The organism is Micromonospora sp. NPDC051543, assembly GCF_044454415.1.
Taxonomy (GTDB): Bacteria; Actinomycetota; Actinomycetes; order Mycobacteriales; family Micromonosporaceae; genus Micromonospora.
In genome coordinates this window covers 441,449-463,716 of the sequence record NZ_JBITDT010000004.1, presented here as the reverse complement: position 1 = coordinate 463,716, position 22,268 = coordinate 441,449, and the positions used below count along the sequence as shown (strand labels likewise).

Genomic DNA, 22,268 nt, shown 5'->3' with positions numbered 1-22,268 from the left:
CGTCACCCGGCGCCCCTCCCACCACTTATTCCTACGCCGCCCCCCCCCCGGCGGCCCGCGGGCGCCCCCCCCCGCGCCCCTCGGTCCTGCCCAACCCTTTCACCCCAGGAGGACGTACGTGTCGACCGCCACTCATCGCGCGCAGCCCGGCCGTGTCGGTCAGGCCTGGCGCGGTTTCCGCCGCTGGCGGCGGTCCCGGCCATTCTGGGGCGGCCTCTTCACCCTCCTGGCCGGAGTGGAGATCCTCGGCACCACCAAGGTCAGCCTGGCCGGGCTGACCCTGCAGATGGGACCGACCGGCTTCCTGTCCTGGTTGATCCCCACCATCCTGGTCACCTGCGGCCTCCTGATGTGGCTCAGCCCCGCGCAGCGGATCTTCTATGCCATCGTCGGCGCGGTGACCGCGGTCTACTCGCTGATCGGAGTCAACCTCGGCGGGTTCTTCATCGGCATGTTGCTGGGCATGGTCGGTAGCGCGCTCGGCTTCGCCTGGGTGCCGGTCAAGAAGTCCGCGGCGGTGGCCCCCGCCGCCGAGGAGCCGGACGACGAGCAGGCCGAGGACGGCGACACCGCCGACGAAGCGCCGCTCGTCGACGAGCTTCTGCCGGCGCGGGAACGCCAGGACGAGGTCACCGGGCCGCTCACCGACATCATCCCGCAGCCCCGCAGCGTGCTGCGCGAGCCAGCCCCGCACCAGCAGATGGACGCGCGCGACACCGCTGAGCTACCGCCCGTGGTGGAGCCGGGACCGTCGCAGACCCGGTCGACGGTGGCCCGCGACCCGAAGACGTACGTGGTGACGCTGCTCCTGATGAGCCTCGCCAGCGCGGGTCTGACGACGGTCGACGGCGCGTCGCCGGTGCGAGCGGCGGCGCCCTCCTGCCCAACCCCGACATCGCCGGCCCGGCCCACCACGCCGCCCGCCTCCCCGCCCAGCGCGAGCCCGAGTCCGAGCCCCAGCGCCACGACGGAGAAGCCGGACGGAAATCTGATCAGCAGCATCGTCGACGGGATCGGCGACCTGTTGACCGGCGGTGACGACGACAAGACGGAACCGACCGGCAAGGCCGCCGCCACGGACGAGCCCACCAGCGGTACCGCCCGGGCCAGCGAGTCGGCCACGCCGAGCGCCGACCCCACGCATAGCGCCACACCCGACTCCACCCGGACGGCGACCCCCACCCGCGCCCCCGACGCTCCGTGTGCCACCCCGAAGCCGACCAAGCCCGCGCCCGTCGAGCCCGGCAAGCCGCTGCCGAAGCTGGCGGCCGATCCCGACATGCCAAAGGTCGCCGCCATCCCGGCGAAGCTGACCGGCTCCAAGGTGGTGATGACGGACCTGCGGTTTCGCGGGGTCGAGCCGTTGCGCACCGCCAAGGGCGAGATGCGGGCGTTGAAGTTCACCATGAGCAGGGCGGTGACCAGCGACTTCGCGTTGCTGGTCGCGGGGCCTTCGAGCGGCTCGCTGTTGAGCGAGACCGACCAGCTGACGATCGACGGTGACGTGACCTTCTACGCGACCCGGTTCGTCGGCCGGTTCCTGGGCATCAAGGTCACCCTGACTCCGGACCTGCCCTTCCCCGACGGCATCCCGGTCACCTCGCCGCTGCCGCTCACCTTCACCGACCCGCAGATCGATCTGGCCTTCATCTCCTGCGACACGTTGACCGGCCGACCCAGCCTCAAGCAGACGCAGCAGTGACCGCAGCGTGGAACGGCGTCCCGATCCGGACGCCGTCCCACGAGCTGCACACCGGTCAGAGTCGGGCCAGCGCCTTGCGCAGCGGGTCGAGGCCCAGCGCGCCCAGGTCCAACGCCTGCCGGTGGAACTCCCGCAGGTCGAAGTCGGCGCCCTTGCGAGCCATCGCGTCCTCGCGTGCCTGCAACCAGATCCGCTCACCCACCTTGTACGACGGCGCCTGGCCCGGCCAGCCCAGGTAGCGGTTCAGCTCGAAGCGCAGGTTCTCGTCCGGCACCCGGCAGTGCGCCCGCATGAACTCCCAACCCAGCTCGGGCGTCCACCGCTCGCCCGGGTGGAAGCCGAACGGGTTGTCCTTCGGGATCTCCAGCTCCAGGTGCATGCCGATGTCGACGATCACCCGTGCCGCGCGCATCGCCTGACCGTCGAGCATGCCCAGCTTGTCGCCCGGGTCCTGGAGGTAACCCAGCTCGTCCATCAGCCGCTCCGCGTACAGCGCCCAGCCCTCGCCGTGCCCGGAGACCCAGCAGAGCAGCCGCTGCCAGCGGTTGAGCAGGTCGGCCCGGACGGCCGTCTGGGCCACCTGAAGGTGATGCCCCGGCACGCCCTCGTGGTAGACCGTCGTCACCTCGCGCCAGGTGGAGAAGTCGGTGATGCCCTGCGGCACCGCCCACCACATCCGACCGGGGCGCGAGAAGTCCTCGCTCGGCCCGGTGTAGTAGATGGCCCCGTCGCTGGTCGGCGCGAGGCAGCACTCGATCCGGCGAACCTGCTCCGGGATGTCGAAGTGGGTGCCGTGCAACTCGGCGATGGCCTTGTCGGCGAGCGCCTGCATCCAGTCGCGGAACGCCTCCTTGCCCTGGATCGTGCGCGCCGGGTCGGCGTCGAGCCGCGCCACCGCCTCGTCGACCGTCGCACCCGAACCGGCGATGCGCCCGGCCACGACCCGCATCTCCGCCTCCAGGCGGGCCAGCTCCGCGAAACCCCAGGCGTACGTCTCGTCGAGGTCGATCTTCGCGCCGAGGAAGTACTGCGAGGCGAGTTCGTAGCGCTCCCGACCGGCGGCCTGCTTGTCACGCCCGTGCGGGGCCAGCTCGGCCCGCAGGAACTGGCCGAACTCGGCGGTCGCCGCGGTGGCCGCCGCCGCGCCCCTGCGTAGCTCGGCGCCGAGGGTGCCGTCGGCGCCCAGCCGCTCGACCAGACCGTGGTAGAAGTTGTCCCCGGTCGGGTCGGTCCAGATGTCGCACTGCTTGGCCACCTCGATGAGCTGCACCTTCGAGCTGACCTGCCCGTCGGCGAGCGCCTCACGCAGCGTGGCCTTGTAGCCCTCCAGCGCGCCGGCGAGGCCGTTGAGCCGGGTGGCGATGTTGGCCTGTTCGTCGGCCGTCGCGGTCGGCATCAGGTCGAACACCATGCGGATCTCGTGCAGCCCGCTGGTGATCACGCTGACCTCGCTGGTCGTCTCGCCGGCGTCGTAACGGGCCAGGTCCAGGCCGAGCCGTTCCTGCATGGCCTCCTTGGCGGTGCGCTCCGCCTCGGTGTCCGGCTCGGCCGTCTCCAGCTCGCTGAGCGTCTCGCGGGTCAGGTCGGCGCGCGCCCGGTATCCGTCCGGTGAGAGGTCGTCGAGCTTGTTGTCATGGCCGGCGATGCCGACGTAGGTCGCGCCGGTCGGACTCAACGACGCCCACTTGTCCACGTAGCGGTTCGCGATTTCATCAATTCGTCCCACGCTGCGACACTACGTGACCGCCCGGTCAGGTTGTCGAGGTCAATTGTCGTGTCCAAGCAACGGAAAATTGGACGACTCTGTCGCACCCCTCGGGCAGAGTGTCAGGGGTGACCACCGACATCACTCCTGACAGGGCCCCGCTGCGGGCCTGGTTACCGGGCTTCTTCGCCCTCGCCGCCATCTGGGGCTCCAGCTTCCTGTTCATCAAGGTCGGCGTGGCCGAGCTGCACCCCGTGCAGTTGACCCTCTACCGTGTCGGCGCCGGCGCGCTGACCCTGTTGGTCGTCCTCGCGGTGCTGCGCGACCGGCTGCCCCGTGAACCCCGGGTGTGGGCGCACCTGGCCGTCGTCGCCGCGTTCGGCGTGGCCGTGCCGTTCACCCTCTTCGGTTACGGCGAGCAACGGGTCGAGTCGATGCTCGCCGGCATCTGGAACGCGACGACGCCGTTGATCGTGCTGCCGCTCGCGGTGCTGGTGTTCCGGACCGAGCGGTTGACCGTACGCCGAGCGATCGGCCTCGGGCTGGGCTTCGTCGGCGTACTCGTCGTGCTCGGGGTCTGGGAGGGCATCGGCGGGGCCCACTTCGTCGGGCAGGTGATGTGCTTCGGGGCGGCCGCCTGCTACGGCGTCGCCATCCCGTACCAGAAGCGGTTCATCGCGGGCAGCACGCACTCCGGGCTGTCGCTGTCCACGGCGCAGTTGCTGCTCGCCACCGCGCAGCTCGCCATCGTCACCCCGTTCGTCGCGGGCGCGCCGCCGCTGCCCACCGAGCTGTCGGCGAAGGTCGTGGCCAGCGTCCTGGCCCTCGGCGCGCTCGGCACCGGGCTCGCCTTCGTCATCAACATGCGCAACATCCGGTTGGCCGGCGCGAGCACCGCGTCCACCGTCACGTACCTGATTCCGATCTTCGCGGTGCTGATCGGCGCCGTGGTGCTGGACGAGCGGCTCAACTGGCACCAGCCGGTCGGCGCGCTCATCGTGCTGCTCGGCGTCGCGGTCGCGCAGGGCGTGTTCGGCCGTCGGACGCCCCGGCCGGTCGTCGGCGTGGGTGCGCCCGCGGCGCCCGCCGCCGAGCCCGCCCGCCGCTGACCCACCGGCACGCCCCCGATCGGGGTCCGGACCGCCGGTCAGGCTCGGTTGCGGGTCCACTCCACCAGCTGCTCGGCCGACCAGGTGTTGACCACCCGGTCGGCCGGGACGCCGCAGAGCGCGGCCCGCTCGCAGCCGAACCGCTGCCAGTCGAGCTGGCCGGGCGCGTGCGCGTCCGTGTCGATCGCGAAGCGGCAGCCCGCCTCCAGGGCGCGGCGGATCAGCCGCTTCGGCGGGTCCTGCCGCTCCGGCCGGGAGTTGATCTCGACTGCGGTGTCGTGTTCCGCGCAGGCGGCGAAGACGGCGTCCGCGTCGAAGTCGCTCTCCGCGCGGGTCCGCGCCCGGTGCCCCCTGTCACCCGGGCCGGTCACCCCCGCCGGCCGGGACGACACCATCCGGCCGGTGACGTGGCCGAGGATGTCCAGGTGCGGGTTGGCAACGGCCCGCACCATGCGCCGGGTCATCTTCGACCGCTCGTCCTTCAGGCCGCTGTGCACCGAGCCGACCACCACGTCGAGTCGGGCCAGCAACTCCTCGTCCTGGTCGAGCGAACCGTCGGCGAGGATGTCCACCTCGATGCCGGTGAGAATCCGGAAACCCTCCGGCAGCGCCGCGTTGACCTGCGCCACATGGTCGAGCTGACGGCGCAGCCGCGCCGCCGTCAGCCCCCGGGCCACGGTCAGCCGCGGCGAGTGATCGGTCAACACCATGTACTCGTGACCCAACTCGACGGCGGCCAGCGCCATCTCCTCGATGGGGGAGCCGCCGTCGGACCAGTCCGAGTGGGTGTGGCAGTCGCCCCGCAAGGCGGCGCGCAGCGCGGCGGCCTCGGCATCCAGGTCGCTGCCCTCGGTCGCCACCAGCCGGCGCAGATAGACCGGTTCCTCACCGGCCAGGGACTCCGCCACGCAGCGAGCCGTCACGTCGCCGACGCCGGTCAGCTCGGTGAGGGTGCCGTTGCCGGCCCGTTCGGCCACCTCGGCCGCCGGCAGGCCGGCCAGCGCCGTGGCCGCCGAACGGAACGCGCGCACCCGGTAGGTGGCCTCGTTCGCCCGCTCCAACAGGAACGCGATCCGGCGCAGGTCGGCGATGGGATCCCGGGCGGCCATGTCAGGGAGCCTTCGGGCAGCCGTGTTGGCGCTGCCACGCGGTCACCTCGGCGGCCGGTTCCCGGTTGCCGCCGCGCCGCCACGAGTCCAGGTAGCGCGCCGGCCAGAGCACCCCGCGCCGGATCCACCACCCGTCCTTGCCCGTGCACGGCGGCGAGATTCCGAAGTGCACATGACAGACGTTGTTCGCGTTGCCGGTCCGACCCACCTTGCCGAGCTGCTGCCCGGCACGCACCCGGACCCCCGCCTCGACGCCCGACGAGACGACGCTCAGGTGCGAGCCGTAGTAGCGCACCCCGTCGTCACCGAGCAGCGACACCGACAGGCCGCCGTTGTCCGGGCCCTGCGGCCCGCTCTTGGAGTACCTGTCGACGCGACTCACCTCCAGCACCTTGCCGTCGGTCACCGCCACGAAGGGCTCACCGCAGTTGGCGAACACGTCCGTCGCCGGATACGCCCCGTGCGTCGGGTGGTAGTCCACGTTGTCGGCGCGTACCGGAAAGACGTGCCGGACCCCGGCGCGGGGCGCGCTCGGCGACGGCTTGGCCGACGACGGCGTCGGGCTGGCCGGGCCCTTCGTGGTCGGCGCGACCGTCGGGGCCGCCGGCTGCTCCCCGGTCGCCCAGACCGCCGACGGCGACGGCGCGGCGACGCCGTCCGGCGGCGCCCCGGGCCGGGTCGTCGCGCAGCCGGCGGCGAGCACCGGGGCGAGCAGCAACAGGAGCGGGTACGCCGGACGCACGCGGCGACCGATCGTCGGCGAGGGCATTCGGCCATCCTGACAGACCGGTACCGTGGGGACGAGCGACGCGCGTGAGGGAGGGCAGCCGGTGAGCATCGCCCGAGAAGGCCCCGTCCCGGACCCGGCCGCCGCGCGGCCGGCGTCACGTACCCCGTCGGGGCTCTTCCCGGCCGGGCCACCGACCAGACCGACCTACCGCGAACCGCACCCGGTGACCGGCGCTGGTGTCGCCTCCGGCGGCGGTGCGGCGGCTGCCTGGCTGCTGCTGTTCGGGCTCCTCGGCACCGACGTGGTCGGTTACGCGTGGTGGACGGTGGTGGCCGGCCTGCTCGCCTGGGCGACCGCCCTGGTGCTGGTGCGGTACGGCGACCGTGGAGTGGCCACCGGAGTGGCCATCGTGACCGCCGGCGGCTGGAGCATCGCCGCCGCCGTGGTGGCCGTGCGCTGGGCCACGAGCGGTGACTGGCCGCTGTGGTGAGCGAGCCCGGACCGGCCCGGTTCAGGGCGTGGACGACTGCGCCGCGTGCCCGGTTGGCTGCGTAGCGAACGCCGTCTTGACGTGGCCGCCGAGACTCGGCACTCTCGGCACTATGGCCTGGACCACCCCGCGGCAGGACCCGGATCGCAACCGCCGCCGCCTCCAGTTGCTCGCCGAGTTGGCGGGCGCACGGGCGGTACGCCAGCGCAGCCGGCCGCAGCGACAGCGCACCGAGCGTCTACGCCAACTCATCGCCACCCGCCGTCGGGTAGCTGGCTGACCCGACTTTGTCAGGTTTGGCCGGCGTCTCGGGGCGTTGACCGGTCGCCTGCCGACCCGACCGGCTAACGTGCACCCTTGACGAGTCGGCGCTGTGCCGAGGGCTTTTGGGGGAACCGTGTCGTACTTCGCTGCGGCCGTGGTGCGTGATGACAGTGGCTGGACCGCGTCCGAGGTCAACCTTCGGGGTGCCACCGACATCGACGAGGTCGCCGACCGGCTGCGCGATGTCGACCTGGAAGCCGACACCTCGCTGCTCTTCGTCGAGGCCGACGACGCGTACCTGGTGATCCTGCGTCTCGACGAGGGCGAGGACCTGCGGGTCTTCGGATCGGACTCGGCGTACGCCGAGGAGTCCCGGCTCGGTCAACTGCTGGTCGGTGACCTGAAGACGTCGGTGACCGGGCTCGACGGCGACGACGAGCCGCGCCCCACGGCCAGCGGCGACGAGGAGAGCGAGCAGCCCGCAGTCGACCCGGAGGCCGACCCGGTGGGCGACGCCGACCTGCTCGCCAACCTGGGCATCTCCGCGCAGAAGCTGCTGACGCTCTGCGGCCACGAGGGGATGCTGCCTGCGGACGTCACCGCCGAGATCTGCGAGGTGCTCGGCTGCGCCGACGAGGTCGAGGAGTTGCGTGAGGTCTGAGCCGGCCGACGCCACCGACCCATCGTTGGAGATGATCCGGCCGGGCCAGCCGACGCCCGGCGCGGTGGGCCGAGCCGGGCCGGGCGCACACGAGGGCCTGGCCGACCCCGGTGGGATCGGGCGACGGCAGCGGCACGAGCTGTGGATGCGCCGAGCCCTGGAGGTCGCCGTCACCGACCCGGCGATCCCCAGCGGTGGCGTCGACGACATTCCCGTGGGTGCGGTGCTCTACGGCCCGGACGGCGGCGAGTTGGCGATCGGGCGCAACGAGCGGGAACTGACCGGCGACCCCACCGCCCACGCCGAGGTGCTGGCCCTGCGGCGGGGGGCCGAACGGGCCGGCGAGTGGCGGCTGGACGGCTGCACGCTGGTGGTGACGCTGGAGCCGTGCACCATGTGCGCGGGCGCGCTGGTGCTGGCCCGGGTCTCCACGGTCGTCTTCGGCGCGTGGGAACCCAAGACCGGCGCTGCCGGCTCACTCTGGGATGTGTTGCGCGACCGCCGGCTCAACCACCGTCCCGAGGTCTACGGCGGTGTGCTGGAAGCCGAGACCGCCGCCGTGCTGCGCGCCTTCTTCCGCTGAGGCCGCACTGGGTCAGGCCGGCGGCAGGGTGACCGTGACGACCAGGCCGCCGCCCGGGCGGGGGTGCGCCTCGGCGGTGCCGCCGTGGGCCCGAGCCACCGCTCGGACGATCGACAGGCCCAACCCGAAACCACGCGTACCGGCCACCCGCTCGCGCGACAGCCGGCGGAACGGCTGGAACATCGTCTCGACGTCGTAGCCGGCGATCAGCGGGCCGGTGTTGGTCACCCTGAGGGTGGGTCGTCCGTCCACCAGGGCGGTGCGCACCTCGACCCATCCGTCGGCGGCCAGGTTGTGCCGTAGCAAGTTCTCCACCAGGTTGAACGTCAGCCGTTCCAACAGCACCGGGTCGCCGTTGGCCGGGGCCGGGGCGAGCCCGTCGATGAGCCGTTCGTGCCGCTCGTTGACCGCCAGCAGCGACTCGCCCAACCTGCGGGTCTCCTCCGGCGCGCCCGGCCGCGTCACGGCCAACTCCACCAGCGCGCGGTTCAGCGCCAACGGCGTCCGCAGCTCGTGCGAGGCGTTCGCCACGAACCGGCGCTGCCCGTCGAAGGAAGCGGCGTGGCCCGGGCCGGCGCGGTTCGGCGTGGCGTGGCGCGGCCGGGCCCGGCGTGAGCGAGAGAGCGTGATGACTGTGAGGCATCAAGATGCCTGTGAGTCATCACGCTCTCCGCGGTGCGCCGCCCCGGACGGTCAGGCGATGATCGTGTCGAGCGCGATCTCGACCATCTGGCTGAAGGTCTGCTCCCGCTCCTCCGACGTGGTCTTCTCGCCGGTCTTGATGTGGTCGCTGACGGTCAGCACGGTCAGCGCCCGAGCCTTGAACCGGGCCGCGATCGTGTAGAGCGCCGCCGACTCCATCTCCACCGCCAGCACGCCGTAGTCGGCGAGCGTGTCGTAGAGGTCCGGCCGGTCGGTGTAGAAGGCGTCCGCCGCCAGGATCGGTCCGACGTGCATCACGATGCCGCGCCGCTCGGCCACCTCGACCGAGGTACGCAGCAGCCCGAAGTCGGCCACCGGGGCGTAGTCGATCAGACCGTCGAAGCGCATCCGGTTCATGTTCGAGTCGGTGGACGACCCGATCGCCGCCACCACGTCACGCAGTTGCAGGTCGGTGCTGAGAGCGCCGCAGGAGCCGACCCGGATCAGCGTCTTCACGCCGTACTCGTTGATCAGCTCGTGGGCGTAGATGGAGGCGGACGGCATGCCCATACCGGAGCCCTGGACGGAGACGTCGACGCCGTTCCAGCGGCCGGTGAAGCCCAGCATGCCCCGGACCGTCGAGTAGCAGGTCGCGCCCTCGAGGTAGGTCTCCGCGATCCACTTGGCCCGCAGGGGGTCACCTGGCATCAGGACCCGCTCGGCGATCTCGCCCGGCTTCGCGCCGATGTGCGTACTCATGGCAAAGATCCTGCCAGGCCGGCTCGGGCGATACCGGTTCGGCGTCCGAACCCGGGGTCCTGTACCCTCGTCGGCGGTGGCGTGTCCGAGTGGCCTAAGGAGCACGCCTCGAAAGCGTGTGAGGGTTTACGCCCTCCGCGGGTTCAAATCCCGCCGCCACCGCTCGTGCGTAGCAGCGCGCCGGGGACCGTACGGTCCCCGGCGCGCTGCTTGTTCTCCGCCGCCAAGGTCTGCGTGAGGCTTTGCAAAAGAGACGAATTTCTACTGGTTGCGATCATCACATTAACTGTGGTAACTCTATGAGCTTCGGTGTCCGGGCGGCTCCGCACACGTGAATTCCATCGACTCGGCCGTTTCGGGGAGTGGCGATGAAGAGGCTTCTGAGGTTCTTGGACGCGGCATTCATCACGCTTCAGGCGATATTCGCGCTGACTGCGGTGGTCGTCACCGAGGTCCTCAACCAACAAAATCTGCATCTCACTTTCATTGAAGCGCTCCTGGCGATGATCGTCATTGACTTCTTTATTCTGTTCAGCAGTCGCTGGAGAGTGCTGACCAGGAGTACCGAGGAAATTGCGAGGACGCTCGCCCACCGGGGAATAGGCGTCGAGTTCGTCGAACGCCACACCTTCGACTGGAGAACCGCTGTGGCGTCGGCGCGTCACGACGTCTTCATCAGTGGTACGACGTTGACCGGCTTCGTGGCCGCGAAGGATCTGTTCGCCGGGCTGAACAGACGTGTGCAGGTGCGCTTCCTGGTGCTCAACGTGGGCGACCTGGACGTCCTCGAGGGGTTTCGGCGGATGAGGTACTCGGACTCCGAGCGCCACAGTCAGCAGCGGTACCTGAATCAGGCGAACCTCTTCAAGGATCTCTACATCCGTTTGCGCGACAGCGGAAATATCCAGTTCGCCGTGTCGGACCGCATCATGCCCATGGCCTTCATCGCGATTGACGTGAACCGGCTGTCGGAGAATTCCCTCATACGCGTGCAGCACTACCTGCACGAGAACGAGGCCGACCAGGCGACGGTTTCCTACGTCGTGCGACCCGGCAACCCCACCTATGCGCTGTACGCGTCGCAGATCAAGATCCTCTGGGATGCGGCTCTCAAGCAGAACACCTATCTCGACGCGCCATGACAGCGGCTACTTCTCGGCGATCCAGACCGTCCAGGTGTCCCGTTCGACCGCTGGCCAACGAGGAATCCGCTCGACGACGTAGTCGGCTAGTTGACGGATACGCCGGTCGTCGAGCGCGTGGAGCAGGGACCGGCCGCGCCGCAGCACGATCTCCTCGTACAACTCGCCCGGTTCGCGGAACACTTTGCGCAGCTCACAGACTTTGCTGCTGTCGACAAGCCGGAATCCTGCCTCCAGGAGAGCGGACGTGACATCCGGCTCTCGTCGCCGGCGCTCGATCTCGGTTGCCCTCAGCCGTTCGTCGAAGGCGAGGTAGTAGCCACGGATGTGTTCCGCCGAAGGCGGTAGGAGGACGTCGTCCACCGTGCGGTCCTGGACCCAGAGCAGGCCGCCGGGTTTCAGGATGCGGCGGGCCTCCCGGAAGTTGCGGTGCAACGTCGTGAAGTGGTGGATGAGAGCTCTCTCGACGACTCCGTCGAAGACGTCGTCCTCCGCGCCTACGGCCTCCGCGTCGGTCTCCAGAAATGACACGCGGTCGACTCCCTGGCAGTAGCTCCGGGCCGACTCCAATGACAGGTGCGACGAATCCATCCCGACGACCAGCTGCGGTGCCATGCCCGCGATCGCCTTGGTGTAGATGCCGCCGCCGCATCCCAGGTCGGCGACCAACCGACCCTCCGGGCGCATGAGTCGCGCGAAGAGCGCCGACCAGGCGGGGTCCGCAGACCGCCCGACGTAGGTGTCCCGATTGTGAGGGTCGTCGAAGTCGATGTACTTGCTCATTTGATCATCGCCTGATCCAGGCTCGCAGCATCAGTCTTCCCGCGCCTTCGGACGCGTCGACGAAGGCATGACGCCCGTGCAGGTAACGCCGGTTGTCGCTGATCACGATCTGCCCCCGGAGCAGTCGCCCCTCGATGTGTAGAGCCTCGCTCGCCATTACTGCGTCGAGGAGGTCCATGGCCCTCGTCTCGGCCGGAGTCAGCGGCCGTACCCCCGGCATCGCGTGCCCGGACTCGATGTAGTCCCGCAGATATGTTAGGTGGTGCGTGCGGTCGTCGATGCCCGAGCGCTCGACGACCCGCCGTACGATCGTGGCACCGGGTGCGTCCTTGCGCCGCTGGTCGAAGTGGAACTGGTTACTGAGGACGTCGACGATGTCCGGCATCTGTGCCGAAGCCAGCCGCAGGATCTCCTGCGAGTCTATGAAGACGAGTTCACCGCCGGCCGCCGCCTGACGCAGGCAGAGCAGTGCGATGAGATCCGGCACCTCGCCGGGAACGGGTACGCCGTCGGTGTGGAAGCTTCCGCCGGCCCGGCTGTCGGAGTAGCGGAGCGTGCGATCCGACAGGTCGTTCCCCCGGTACGTCACCTCTCTCAGCAACTGCGCCGAGGGGCCGACGCTCTGTGGGATCAACGTCCCGAGCGCCTCGCAGATCAGGGGGAAGACGACCCGCAACTGCGGGCCGGAGAGATCGTCGAGCCCGGACAACACTGCGATGCCGCGCGTGGTGAGCACCTCACCGATGCCGCAGGCGTCAACCATCCGGCTCATGTGCCGGCGCCATGTCTCGCGCGGCTGTCGCTCCAGGCGTGCCACGTCGGCGGGATCCATGAACACCCGGTACGGGGAGAAATCCACGACTCATACCTCCTCGGAGTCCTACCGGGACCGATGGGACGTCGTCCTCGTCCGCACGAACGGCGGCCGGGGCCGAGCAGGTGGCCCGACGCCTGCGGGGCGCGTCAGCATCTCGACCAGGACCGGGCCGGTCGCGTTCAGCAGTCGGGCCAGCGCGGTGAAGACATCAGGTGTGGTCGGGCCGCGGAACAGTCCCGTAGGCCAGCCGAGGTCGTGCCCGAGGGCCGAGAAGCTGAGGCGGGATCCGAGCGTGTCGCCGCCACCGACCGACTCGTGGCTGCCGTTGTTGACGATCACGTGCCGGTAGTTCGGGACGGTGAGCGCGGCGGGCAGGAGCACCGCTCCCAGATGCATCAGGGCCGAGCCGTCGCCGTCGACGCAGATGACCGGCACGTCCGGGCGGGCCACGGCCAGACCCTGGGCGACGGAGCACGCGTGACCCATGGCACCGACGCAGTACACGAACTCTTCGAACCGACCGGGGTAATCCGTGCGGTACTCGTGCACGAGTCTGCTGTTGAAGCCGGTGGAGCCGACGACGATGCTTCCGGACGGGGCAGCGTCCAGGACCAGTCGTACGGCGTCGCGACTGGTCCACTCCTCCTGTGCGCGGCCTCCGGTGGCCGGAGGTGTGGGCGGACGCGCGGTACCGACCTCGATCAGGACCGCGGTCACCGTGTTGCTGGCAACCGCCTGCTGGTGAGCCAGACCCAGCGTGGCGACGACGTCCGACAGGTCGGACGCGCAGGTCGTGCGGAACGGGATGTCCGCCGCGCGGAGCAGGCTCGCCGTGGCGCGGCCCACCGCCTCATGTTGAGGCTCGTCGCCGGCCCAGCCCCGCACGCCGATGAGGAGAACCAGTGGGACGGGCTGGACGGAGGTATGTGTCAGCGAGGTGAGGGGATTCAAGGCGTTCAGCAGCCCCGAGTTCTGCATGCAGACCAGCGCGCATCTGCCGCTGCCGAGCGCCCAGCCGGCGGCCAGCGCCACGGCGGAACCCTCGTTGGTGCACACGGACGCGTCCTCGCCCGGCCGCTGCCAGATCGGACCCAGGAACGCCAGTGAGGAGTCCGGCACACCGACGACCAGGCCGAAGGTCTCTCTGATTCGTTTGGCTGCGCCTGCCGCCTCCACGCTCACCCGTCCCTTATCGAGTCAGCTTCCGTGCGTTCGGAATGAACTCCTCGTGGCGTCGGATGAATGGTCGTTCCTCGACATCGCCAATCCATACGCCTTCGAGATTCTTGTACCCGCTGTCCGACCCGCCGAGGACGCGGACCACCGCGCTCATGAAACCGCCGTGGGTCACGGCCACGAGAGGCGTAGCCGAACCATCGTGGGTGGCCGCGTCGCGCCATTCCAGGAAGCGGCGGAAGACGGATTCGTCGTGTTCGTATCCGTCCGGCTTCCGCCCCGCTGCCCGCCAACCCGGCCACTTCTGGTCGACGTCCTCCGGCAGCATGCCTTCCCAGGCCCCCCAGCTCCGTTCGATCAGCCGTTCGTCGACCCGGCACGGGATGTCCTGGGATTCCGCGATCGCCTCGGCGGTCAGGCGGGCCCGTTGCAGCGGGCTCGTCCATACCTGCGAGAACGGGGGAAGGGAGGTGAGCGCCTGGCGAGCCTGGTCGATGCCGGCCCGGGTCAGACGGGTGTCGCTGAGACCCTGCATCCGGCCGGTGAGATTCCACTCCGTCTCACCGTGGCGCAGGAGGAGAAGCTCCATCAATTCCACCCTGATTCCGACTGCAACTTCAGGACCTCCTCCATCGAGGCGAGTGCCAGGTCCGCCGGTTGACGTCCGCCGGCACCGAGGATGGACTGGTACGTGTCGTCCATGGCTCGGACCGCGGCACGCAGCCCCTGATTGGCGTAGATGGCCAGTGCGAAGCCGGCGCGTTGCATCTCCTCGAAGCCTGCCTGGCGAATGGAGGTGGCCAACACCCCGAGGGGTGCCCGCGCGCGCCAGCCGTCGGCGAAGGCCTCCAGCGCGTGCATGTCGCTGGAGCGGTGCTGGATGATGATCGCGTCGGCGCCGGCCTCGACGTAGGCGTTCGCTCGCTCGAGTGCGTGGTCCACGGAGAACCCCTGGGAGAGCGCTTCGGTGCGAGCTACCACCAGGCAGTCGTCGGCGGTCCGGGATCCGGCTGCGGCCGTGATCTTCGAGCAGAAGCGATGGACATCGTCGAGCTGGTGTTCGCCATCCAGGAACGTGTTCCTCTTGGGGAAGGCCTGATCCTCGAGGCAGATCGCATCGATGCCCCGGTCCACCGCCTCCCGGGCGAGCCGCCGCACGTTGATCACGTCTCCGTAGCCGGTGTCGCAGTCCACGATGACCGGGTGGGAGGTGGAGCGCTTGATGCGCCAGGCGGCATCCAGCATCTCGTTCAGCGTGATGACACCCTCGTCCACGAGGCCAAGTGAATTCGTGACGCCGAAGCTGCTCACCCAGATGGCGTCGAAGCCCCGGTGCTCGGCCAGCCGGGCCGAGAGGGCGTCGTGGGCACCGGCGACAACTGCGATTCTGTCCCCTGTCAGCAGGTCGGAAAGACGTCTTGCGGGCCTCTCTCGACGTACCGTCACGCTGCGGCTCCTCCGACTAGGGATCCTTGGGCAGGGTGGCACCTCTCCCTGTGATACTGCCGACGATCTCAGTGCTTGTCGAGCGGGCCCGGAAGCGGCTCCGCCAGTATTCGAGGATGATGCCAATCGATGCGTTGGCCAACCTGCCAGGATCGGCAGGTCAGCCCCTCCATTGAATCCCCCAGGCCTCAACGGGGTCGGGGCGAAGAGGTTGCTGGTGCGGCCGCCACCGTTCGTGAAACACGGGAACGCCCGGTGCGATCCTTGCGGATCGACCGGGCGTTCTCCCGTCAGAGCTGCGTTTCGCCGCCGTCGACGAACAGCTCGCTTCCCGTCATGAAGCTGCTCTGGTCGGAGGCGAGGAAGAGTACGGCGTTGGCGATCTCGTCCGGGTGGGCGAGGCGGCCCATGGGCACGGTGGACGCGATCGACTTGAGCAGGGCGGGCGACTCCCCGGGGCTGGGCGCCAGGCCCGCGAGTCCGGGAGTCTCGGTGGAGCCGGGCACGAGCGTGTTGACCCGGATCTTCCGGCCCATCAGCTCGGCGGCCCAGCTGCGGCCGAACGAGCGGATGGCGGCCTTGGACGCGGCGTAGACGCTGAAGGCCGGAATGCCGCTGACCGCCGACGTCGATCCGGTCAGTACGACCGAGGCACCCTCGTTGAGCAGGGGTAGGGCCTTCTGGACGGTGAAGATGGTGCCGTAGACGTTGGTGTCGAAGGTGGTGGCGACGTGCTCGACCGTGATCGAGTCGAGTGGCCGGAACTCGCCGCCGCCGGCGTTGGCGAACAGCACGTCGAGCCCCGCGCCGCGTTCCTCGATGGCCCGCATCACCCGGTCCAGGTCGTCGAGGTTGCGGACGTCGCTGACGATGCCTGTCGTGTTGGCGCCGATGCTGCTCACCGCCTCGTCCAGCGGGCCCTTGCGTCGGCCTGTGACGAAGACGTACGCGCCTTCGGCGGCGAAGCGGCGGGCGGCGGCCAGGCCGATGCCGGTGGTGCCCCCGGTGACGAGGGCGGTCTTGCCGTCGAGCTGTCCCACGGTCGGTCTCCTTCGCAAATTGTGTACCGAGCGGTACTGATCCGACCGTAGCAACCCCCGAGCCGTGCGACAAATTTCTGTACCGATCGGTTCAACCGTGGCTAGGATGGGTGCCGGAGGTGGTGGACCGTGCCGGTACGAGGGCGCCCTCGGGGCTTCGACGTCGACGAGGCGTTGGAGCGCGCGCTTGAGGTGTTCTGGCGTCAGGGGTACGAAGGCGCCTCGATGACCGACCTCACCGCGGCCATGGGCATCAACAAGCCGAGCCTCTATGCCGCCTTCGGCAGCAAGGAGGAGCTGTTCCGCAAGGCCGTGGCCCGCTACGCCGAACAGGACATGGGGTACGCGCGGCACGCAATCGCCCAGACCGCCGCGTACGACGTCGTTGCCACTCTCCTGCGCGAGAACGTGCTCGCCGTCACCCGACCCGACCGCCCGGCCGGCTGCCTCTCGATCCAGGGCGGCACCGCCTGCTCCAGCGAGAACGGGGGCGTCGCGGAATTCCTCGCCGCCAGCCGCCTCGCCGGTGAGCGGGCCCTCGCCGACCGGTTCGCCCGTGCCGTCTCCGAGGGTGACCTGCCGGCCGACGCCGACCCGGCCGCGCTCGCCCGATTCGTCATGAGCGTCACCGAGGGGCAGGCGATCCACGCCGCCGCCGGGGTCTCTCGCGACGAGCTGCGGCAGACGGCGGAGATCGCGCTCGCCGGGTTCGCCGCCGTGTCCGGGGCGCGGCGCCCCGCGACCGCGGACAACCCGGCCTGAGCGCTCACGCTCGAACGAGCGCCGCCACTCCGTCGAGGAGCCGTTGCAGCCCGAACTCGAAGAGGCTGTCGGCGCTGAGGTCGATTGCCGACCGGGAGAGCCGGGCCAGGTGCGGGAACTCGCCGGCCGCGAGTAGCCGGCCCAACGCGTCGGCCTGGGACACCATCCATTCGTCATCGGTCAGGCCGGTGTCCTGTTCCGCCTCGGCCCCCTGCTGGAGGTTCACCGCAGTACCCCGTACGTGGTTGGCGAGGGCGACCACCAGGTGCAGCCGGGTGTGCCGGTCCAGGCCGCAGCCGGCGAGGGCGCGCAGGGCGCATTCGGTGTGCGCGACGGCGTGCGGGACCATCAGCGGACGGGTCAGCGAGACGATCTGGGCCAGCCAGGGGTGTCGACAGTAGATCGACCACTGCAACCGGCAGAGCAGCTCCAGTTGGGGCCGCCAACCGGGCGGGAGCGTGCTGGGCAGCCGATACGCGGCGAAGGCGGCGTCCGCCATCAGCAGCAGCAGGTGCTCCTTGCCGTGGACCTGCCGGTACAACGACATGGTCGGCACGTCCAGCTCGGTCGCGATGCGCCGCATGCTGAGCCCCGCCAGCCCTTCGGAGTCCGCGATCCCGATGGCCGTAGGCACCAGCTGGTCGCGGGTCACCGCGTGGAGGGGTCCGCGCCGCACCTCGGCCCGCCCGCCTCGACCGGGCGTCGCGGGCTCCGAGCCGGCGACCACCATGCCCACGCCGGGCACCGCCCGGATCAGGTTCTCCTGCCGGAGCGCGGTGAGGGCGCGGCTCGCGGTCGCCATCGCGACGCCCCGCTCCCGGACGAGCTGGCGGGTGGACGGCAGCCGGTCGCCGGGGCCCAGCTCACCGGACGCGATGCGCCGCCGTAGCTCCGCGACGATGCGCAGGTACGGGGGTGTGGACTCGCCGATCTCCGTCACGGTCGCCCTTCCGCCGGCCGAAGCCTAGCGCACTAGAGCGCCCGAACCCGTCCATCGGCGTCCCCCGAGGGGCTGCTCGTGGGTGCACTAGAGCTACCTGGCCGATCCGTCGCCGAATCGACATGCTCGCCGCAGACGGCCTGTACGCCGTACCAGGTTCGATGATCGGAGACTGTGATGACCAGCATCCCGTACCGCCGGTGGGTCGCCGCGATGGGCGCGGCCGTGCTCCTCGCGACGGCAGCGACAACGACGGCGGTCAGCCCGGCCGCCGAGGCGGCCGATCGCCGGGGCGCGGCCGTGGTGCGGACCGACCAGGGCGCCCTCCGGGGGACCGTCGCGGCGGACCACCTGAAGTTCGAGGGCATCCCGTACGCGCGCCCGCCGCTGGGCGCACTGCGCTGGGCCCCACCGCAACCCGGGCCACAGTGGACGGGCGTACGCGATGCGACCCGACCCGGCCCCGCCTGCGCTCAACTGAAGGGGCTGCCGATGGACGACCAGTCGGCGTCCGAGGACTGCCTCTACCTCAACGTCACCACACCCCGTACCCCCGCCCGGACGCCACGACCGGTGCTGGTGTGGCTGCACGGCGGCGACTTCCGGTTCGGCCGGGGTGACGCCTACGGCGGGGAGCGGCTGGCCGCCGACGGCGACGTCATCGTCGTCACGGTGAACTACCGGCTCGGTGCGCTCGGCTTCCTGGCACATCCGGCGCTGGCCGGGCCGGACGGGTCCGCCGGCAACTACGGGTTGCAGGACCAGCAGGCGGCGCTGCGCTGGGTGCGGCGCAACGCGACGGCCTTCGGCGGGGACCCGGGCAGCGTCACCCTGGCCGGCCAGTCGGCCGGCGCGACAAGTGTCTGCGCCCACCTCGCCGCGCCCGGCTCCGCCGGCCTGTTCCACCGCGCGATCATGCAGAGCAACTCGTGCGCCAACCCCGTTCAGACCCGGGCGGAGGCGGTCGAGGCGGCGCGGGAGTTGGCCGGACGGGTGGGTTGCACCGACCCCGGCGTACTCGCCGCGTGCCTGCGGGGGCGGGACGCCGTCACGCTTGCCGACGCGGTCGGCTACCCGGGTGCGGGCGTCGATCTGGGCCCGGTGGTCGACGGCCGTACCCTGCCGGTGGATCCGGCGGATGCGCTGGTCAGCGGCCGGTTGCACCCGGTGCCGGTGTTGACCGGGACGAACCGCGACGAGTCCATGCTCCAGGTGTGGGGGATGGAACGCAGCGGGATGAACTGTCCCGAGCCGCCCGCCCCGGGGCAGGCGCCCGAGTCGTGCCCGCTCACCGACGACCAGTACCGCGAGCAGGTACGCGCCATGTTCGGTGACCGGGCCCAGGAGGTGCTGGCCCGCTATCCGAGCGACGACACGCGCTCCGCCAGCGAGGCGTTGGGGGCCGTGTGGACCGATCAGGCGTACGCGGAGCCGCTCTACTCGGCCGCGCTGGCGTTCGCCCGGACCGTGCCGACGTACGTGTACGAGTTCGCCGACGAGGATGCGCCGTTCTTCGCCGAGGGGCCGGCGCCGACCTTCCCGACCGGCGCGTACCACTGCGCCGAACTGCCGTACCTGTTCGACGTCGACTACGCCCAGGCCTTCACGCCCACCCAGCGGCGGCTCTCCGGCGAGATGGTCCGCGCCTGGAGCGACTTCGCCCGGACGGGTCGGCCCGGGTGGTCCCGACTGCGCGACCGCTCCGGGTACGTGCGGGTACTGGCCGGTGGCGGCGGGTCGGGCACGACGGACTTCCCGGCAGAGCACTCGTACGACTTCTGGCGAGAGCTCCGGGGGTGACCGGCGGGCCGGCCCTCCAACCAGGTGGAGGGCCGGCCCGCCGCGCGTCACGCGGTTGGGGCGTTGCCGTCCCGGTGGGTCAACCGGTACGAGGCGTCCACGGCATCCGTCTCCAGGATCACCGTGACCGGACCGGCGGGCAGGGTGCAGGTGACGGTCCGCTCGACGGCCGGGCTGGTGGGGCCGCAGTATCGGATGCCCTGGCTGTCGAAGACCGACAGGCGGGCGTCACCCGAGCCGGCGGTACGCGTCCAGGTGAAGCTCTCCCGGCTGGCGTGCTGATCGGCCGGGACGGTGTAACAGGCCGCGAAGTGGTCCGCCCCGGTGGTCGCCGTGGCGCCCGCCGTGTCGGCCGGTAGGACCGGGCAGGCCGGCGGCCCGTCGACCCGGGCGAAGCCCACGGCGTACGAGGCGGTGGGCTCCCCCTCGTCCGCGGTGAGCAGTACGGAGAAGGGTGCCTCGCCGGTCAGCTCGCAGCTGTACTGACGCAGCGAGGAGTAGTCGCACACCTGATCGCCGGCGGCGTTCAGCACGCTGATCTCCGGTGAGGACGCGTCTCCGGCCACCAACTCGACGACGTGAGCCCCCGACGGGCTGGGCAGCTGGAGGCAGTTGTGCTGCCCCGCGGCGCCGAAGCTGCCCCGGAGCGGGGCGTCCTGCCAGCCGGTGTCGGACACCGGCGTGCAATCCGACGTCTTCCACGGCAGCAACGCGACGGCGTACTGGAAGTCGTTGTCGATCACCGAGGTGGTGTCGCCCCCGGCGAGGACCATCGTGTACCTACCCGCCGCAGGGACCTCACACCGGGTGCCGGTGCAGACCTTGATTCCGGCGGAGTCGTAGACGGTGGCCCACGCCTCGTAGTTCTCGTCGTCCACCGCCGTGACCCGGTACACGCCGGCGCTGGGGAGGTCCAGGGTGCGGCAGCGGATGCCACCGAGGCTGCCGGCCGGCGCCGAGTTGTACGTGCCCGGGGTGATGGTCGGGCAGCCGACCGCGTCGGAGAGCCGACGGACCTGGATCTTGTAGGTGAGGTCCGTGGCGTCGGCGGGCCAGGTCGCCAGGTAGGAGACGACGCGGTAGGTCCCGGTGGCGGGCAGGACGCACCCGTCCTCCTCCGACCAGTCGGTACACAGCACGACACCCTGCCCGTCGACGATCGAGGAGGAGACGTCGTTGTACCGGTCCGGAGCGCGGTAGACCATGATCCGCTCGCCAGCTACGCCGTGGAACGGCTGGCAGTTGGTCTGGACCGGCGAGGTCTGGTGCACCGTCAGGGCCGGCTGGTCCCAGTTGAGCCCGGTGGAGGCGGCGCAACCCGCGGCGCGGTCGAGACGTGTTGCCGCCACCCGGTAGGTGACCGGCTCCCAGTTCCAGTTCTGCGCCACGAACGTGTACGCGCCGGCGGCCGGCACCGCACAGGACCGCCAGGAGTCGTACTCGGTGCACACGACCTGTCCGGCGGGGTCGTACAGCCGCCAGTTGAGGTACTGGTTCGCGTACTGGTCCATCCGGATGACCAGCCGACCGGGGGCTTTGACGCGCAGCGACTGGCAGCCGATTTCGTCGTACGGTTGCACGGTGCCGGTCCCGACCGCCGTTCCGGGGTCACCGAAGGTGCTCAGGGACAGGGCCGGGCAGCCGACCGACTGCGAGATCCGGGGCATCTTCAGGGTGTAGGGGGCCTTGTTGCCGTACAGCTCCTGCAGGAAGAGCCGGTACGGTCCGGGCTCGCGGAGGGTGCACTCCGTCGGGTACCGCACCGCACAGATCGGCTGGAACTGGGCGTCCAGGATGTTGCCCTGGATGTCCTCGGCGCCGCCCGGGTCGGCGAGGTGCAGGACCGCGCCGGTGGGCTGCGTGAAGGTGAAACAGCGGGCCGCAAGGCCGGCGGGCAGCGTGCCGCTGCGCCCGGCGGAGGCGAAGGAGAAGAAGCCCGCGGGCAGGTTGACGCAGGCGGACGGGGTACGCGTCGACTCCGCCGACAGCGAGTAGGCACCCTTGCCGGTTCCGGAGTAGAGCTTCACCGTGATCGTGTAGGTGCCGGCGCCGCCGAGCTTGCACTCGTTGAGGTACGAGCTGACGTAGCAGACGGTGCCGCCGTCACTGCCCTTCACCTGTGCGCTGAGACTGTCACCGGATACCTCGCGGAGGCGGACGAGCAGGGTGTCCTCGTCGACCGTCGAGGTGATCGTCCAGTTCTGCTGTGCGGCCCCGGTGATCGACGCGCAGTTCTTGACCGTGCCCGTCGGGAGTTCGCCGCCGCAGGCTGCGGCGAGGCCGACGACGGACTTCGTGTCCGAGGTGGCTCGGCCCGGGGCCGGAGTCGTGGTCGCCGACTTCGGGGGCGTGGTCACGGTGGGCGGTTGCTCGGTGGTCAGCGCCGGTCGCGGCGACTGCTCGGCCGTCGGGGCGGCGGTGGCGGGACCGGCCAGCAGGCCCGCCCCCGTGAGGCTCAGGGCCGCCACCGCGACCCATCTGGGAAGGTGTTTCCACAGTGGACTTAGCGCGGGTGCACGCACGATGTCTTCCCCCGTTTCTGTCGCGCGAAGTGCGCGGGCGAGGGGATAATTTCACGACGATCCATGGCGGACAATCGGCTTGCCGT

Annotated in this window: 21 protein-coding genes, 1 tRNA gene and 1 pseudogene; 10 read left to right on the top strand and 13 right to left on the bottom strand. The window is 70.5% G+C overall.

The features are described 5' to 3' along the window. Positions 1-118 precede the first annotated feature (118 nt). The gene (locus ACIA3K_RS10085; protein ID WP_396800280.1) at positions 119-1,702 is read left to right on the top strand and encodes a DUF6114 domain-containing protein; all 1,584 of its coding nucleotides are present in this window, start codon (positions 119-121) and stop codon (positions 1,700-1,702) included. A 55-nt stretch (positions 1,703-1,757) separates the two neighbouring features. Here the strand turns inward: ACIA3K_RS10085 and ACIA3K_RS10080 are convergent, their stop codons facing one another. Then, positions 1,758-3,428: a DUF885 domain-containing protein gene (locus ACIA3K_RS10080; RefSeq protein WP_396800278.1), complete on the bottom strand. Its 1,671-nt coding sequence runs from the start codon at positions 3,426-3,428 to the stop codon at positions 1,758-1,760. A gap of 107 nt (positions 3,429-3,535) precedes the next feature. Between ACIA3K_RS10080 and ACIA3K_RS10075 the strand changes: the two genes are divergently transcribed. Beyond that, positions 3,536-4,516: a DMT family transporter gene (locus ACIA3K_RS10075; RefSeq protein WP_396800277.1), complete on the top strand. Its 981-nt coding sequence runs from the start codon at positions 3,536-3,538 to the stop codon at positions 4,514-4,516. Between the two features lie 38 nt (positions 4,517-4,554). Here ACIA3K_RS10075 and ACIA3K_RS10070 read toward each other — a convergent pair whose 3' ends face one another. Together ACIA3K_RS10070 and ACIA3K_RS10065 are read right to left on the bottom strand one after the other, a co-directional pair. Further along, positions 4,555-5,625 carry a PHP domain-containing protein gene (locus tag ACIA3K_RS10070; RefSeq protein ID WP_396800276.1) on the bottom strand — a complete coding sequence of 357 codons (1,071 nt, stop codon included), beginning with the start codon at positions 5,623-5,625 and terminating at the stop codon, positions 4,555-4,557. A 1-nt stretch (position 5,626) separates the two neighbouring features. Next, positions 5,627-6,394 carry a M23 family metallopeptidase gene (locus ACIA3K_RS10065; RefSeq protein WP_396800274.1) on the bottom strand — a complete coding sequence of 256 codons (768 nt, stop codon included), beginning with the start codon at positions 6,392-6,394 and terminating at the stop codon, positions 5,627-5,629. A 61-nt stretch (positions 6,395-6,455) separates the two neighbouring features. On the opposite strand from ACIA3K_RS10065, the gene ACIA3K_RS10060 reads away from it, so the two are divergent. The 4 genes from ACIA3K_RS10060 (at position 6,456) to ACIA3K_RS10045 (ending at position 8,353) form a co-directional block, all read left to right on the top strand. After that, positions 6,456-6,845: a hypothetical protein gene (locus tag ACIA3K_RS10060; RefSeq protein ID WP_396800273.1), complete on the top strand. Its 390-nt coding sequence runs from the start codon at positions 6,456-6,458 to the stop codon at positions 6,843-6,845. A 112-nt stretch (positions 6,846-6,957) separates the two neighbouring features. Beyond that, positions 6,958-7,125: a hypothetical protein gene (locus ACIA3K_RS10055; RefSeq protein ID WP_167626078.1), complete on the top strand. Its 168-nt coding sequence runs from the start codon at positions 6,958-6,960 to the stop codon at positions 7,123-7,125. Between the two features lie 117 nt (positions 7,126-7,242). Then, positions 7,243-7,770, top strand: a complete 528-nt coding sequence (locus ACIA3K_RS10050) for a tRNA adenosine deaminase-associated protein (RefSeq protein ID WP_396800272.1) — start codon at positions 7,243-7,245, stop codon at positions 7,768-7,770. Positions 7,771-7,801: 31 nt separating this feature from the next. Then, positions 7,802-8,353 carry a nucleoside deaminase gene (locus ACIA3K_RS10045; RefSeq protein ID WP_396800312.1) on the top strand — a complete coding sequence of 184 codons (552 nt, stop codon included), beginning with the start codon at positions 7,802-7,804 and terminating at the stop codon, positions 8,351-8,353. A 12-nt stretch (positions 8,354-8,365) separates the two neighbouring features. Here ACIA3K_RS10045 and ACIA3K_RS10040 read toward each other — a convergent pair. Then, positions 8,366-8,908: pseudogene (locus ACIA3K_RS10040) on the bottom strand (sensor histidine kinase); the annotation flags it as partial. 138 nt (positions 8,909-9,046) lie between these two features. Next, positions 9,047-9,754, bottom strand: a complete 708-nt coding sequence (gene deoD / locus ACIA3K_RS10035; RefSeq protein WP_396800271.1) for a purine-nucleoside phosphorylase — start codon at positions 9,752-9,754, stop codon at positions 9,047-9,049. A gap of 75 nt (positions 9,755-9,829) precedes the next feature. On the opposite strand from deoD, the gene ACIA3K_RS10030 reads away from it, so the two are divergent. Next, positions 9,830-9,916 (top strand) — tRNA-Ser (locus tag ACIA3K_RS10030). 206 nt (positions 9,917-10,122) lie between these two features. Next, positions 10,123-10,896: a hypothetical protein gene (locus ACIA3K_RS10025; RefSeq protein ID WP_396800269.1), complete on the top strand. Its 774-nt coding sequence runs from the start codon at positions 10,123-10,125 to the stop codon at positions 10,894-10,896. A 6-nt stretch (positions 10,897-10,902) separates the two neighbouring features. Here ACIA3K_RS10025 and ACIA3K_RS10020 read toward each other — a convergent pair whose 3' ends face one another. The 6 genes from ACIA3K_RS10020 to ACIA3K_RS09995 all read right to left on the bottom strand — a co-directional run bounded on the left by ACIA3K_RS10020 (position 10,903) and on the right by ACIA3K_RS09995 (position 16,158). Next, complete coding sequence (locus ACIA3K_RS10020) at positions 10,903-11,679, bottom strand: class I SAM-dependent methyltransferase (protein WP_396800267.1); 777 nt, start codon at positions 11,677-11,679, stop codon at positions 10,903-10,905. A 4-nt stretch (positions 11,680-11,683) separates the two neighbouring features. Beyond that, a complete protein-coding gene (locus ACIA3K_RS10015) occupies positions 11,684-12,538 on the bottom strand; it encodes a TauD/TfdA family dioxygenase (RefSeq protein ID WP_396800266.1) in 855 nt (284 codons plus the stop codon). 21 nt (positions 12,539-12,559) lie between these two features. After that, positions 12,560-13,672 carry a thiamine pyrophosphate-dependent enzyme gene (locus ACIA3K_RS10010; protein ID WP_396800264.1) on the bottom strand — a complete coding sequence of 371 codons (1,113 nt, stop codon included), beginning with the start codon at positions 13,670-13,672 and terminating at the stop codon, positions 12,560-12,562. Positions 13,673-13,685: 13 nt separating this feature from the next. Beyond that, complete coding sequence (locus ACIA3K_RS10005) at positions 13,686-14,261, bottom strand: histidine phosphatase family protein (RefSeq protein ID WP_396800263.1); 576 nt, start codon at positions 14,259-14,261, stop codon at positions 13,686-13,688. Continuing rightward, positions 14,261-15,118, bottom strand: coding sequence for an isocitrate lyase/PEP mutase family protein (locus tag ACIA3K_RS10000; protein WP_396800261.1), 858 nt, complete (start codon positions 15,116-15,118; stop codon positions 14,261-14,263). Before ACIA3K_RS10000 ends, ACIA3K_RS10005 begins: the two co-directional genes overlap by 1 nt. Positions 15,119-15,408: 290 nt before the next feature. Beyond that, complete coding sequence (locus ACIA3K_RS09995) at positions 15,409-16,158, bottom strand: SDR family oxidoreductase (protein WP_396800260.1); 750 nt, start codon at positions 16,156-16,158, stop codon at positions 15,409-15,411. A gap of 129 nt (positions 16,159-16,287) precedes the next feature. Here ACIA3K_RS09995 and ACIA3K_RS09990 point away from each other — a divergent pair, with 129 nt between their 5' ends. Beyond that, positions 16,288-16,920: a TetR/AcrR family transcriptional regulator gene (locus ACIA3K_RS09990; RefSeq protein ID WP_396800259.1), complete on the top strand. Its 633-nt coding sequence runs from the start codon at positions 16,288-16,290 to the stop codon at positions 16,918-16,920. A 4-nt stretch (positions 16,921-16,924) separates the two neighbouring features. Here ACIA3K_RS09990 and ACIA3K_RS09985 read toward each other — a convergent pair whose 3' ends face one another. After that, positions 16,925-17,860 (bottom strand): TetR/AcrR family transcriptional regulator C-terminal domain-containing protein, encoded by a 936-nt coding sequence (locus ACIA3K_RS09985; protein WP_396800258.1) that lies wholly within the window; start codon positions 17,858-17,860, stop codon positions 16,925-16,927. A gap of 177 nt (positions 17,861-18,037) precedes the next feature. On the opposite strand from ACIA3K_RS09985, the gene ACIA3K_RS09980 reads away from it, so the two are divergent. Next, positions 18,038-19,660, top strand: coding sequence for a carboxylesterase/lipase family protein (locus tag ACIA3K_RS09980; RefSeq protein ID WP_396800256.1), 1,623 nt, complete (start codon positions 18,038-18,040; stop codon positions 19,658-19,660). A gap of 47 nt (positions 19,661-19,707) precedes the next feature. On the opposite strand, the gene ACIA3K_RS09975 is transcribed toward ACIA3K_RS09980, so the two are convergent. After that, entirely contained in the window at positions 19,708-22,128 is a 2,421-nt protein-coding gene (locus tag ACIA3K_RS09975; RefSeq protein ID WP_396800255.1) for a hypothetical protein, read from the bottom strand. Positions 22,129-22,268: the final 140 nt, after the last annotated feature.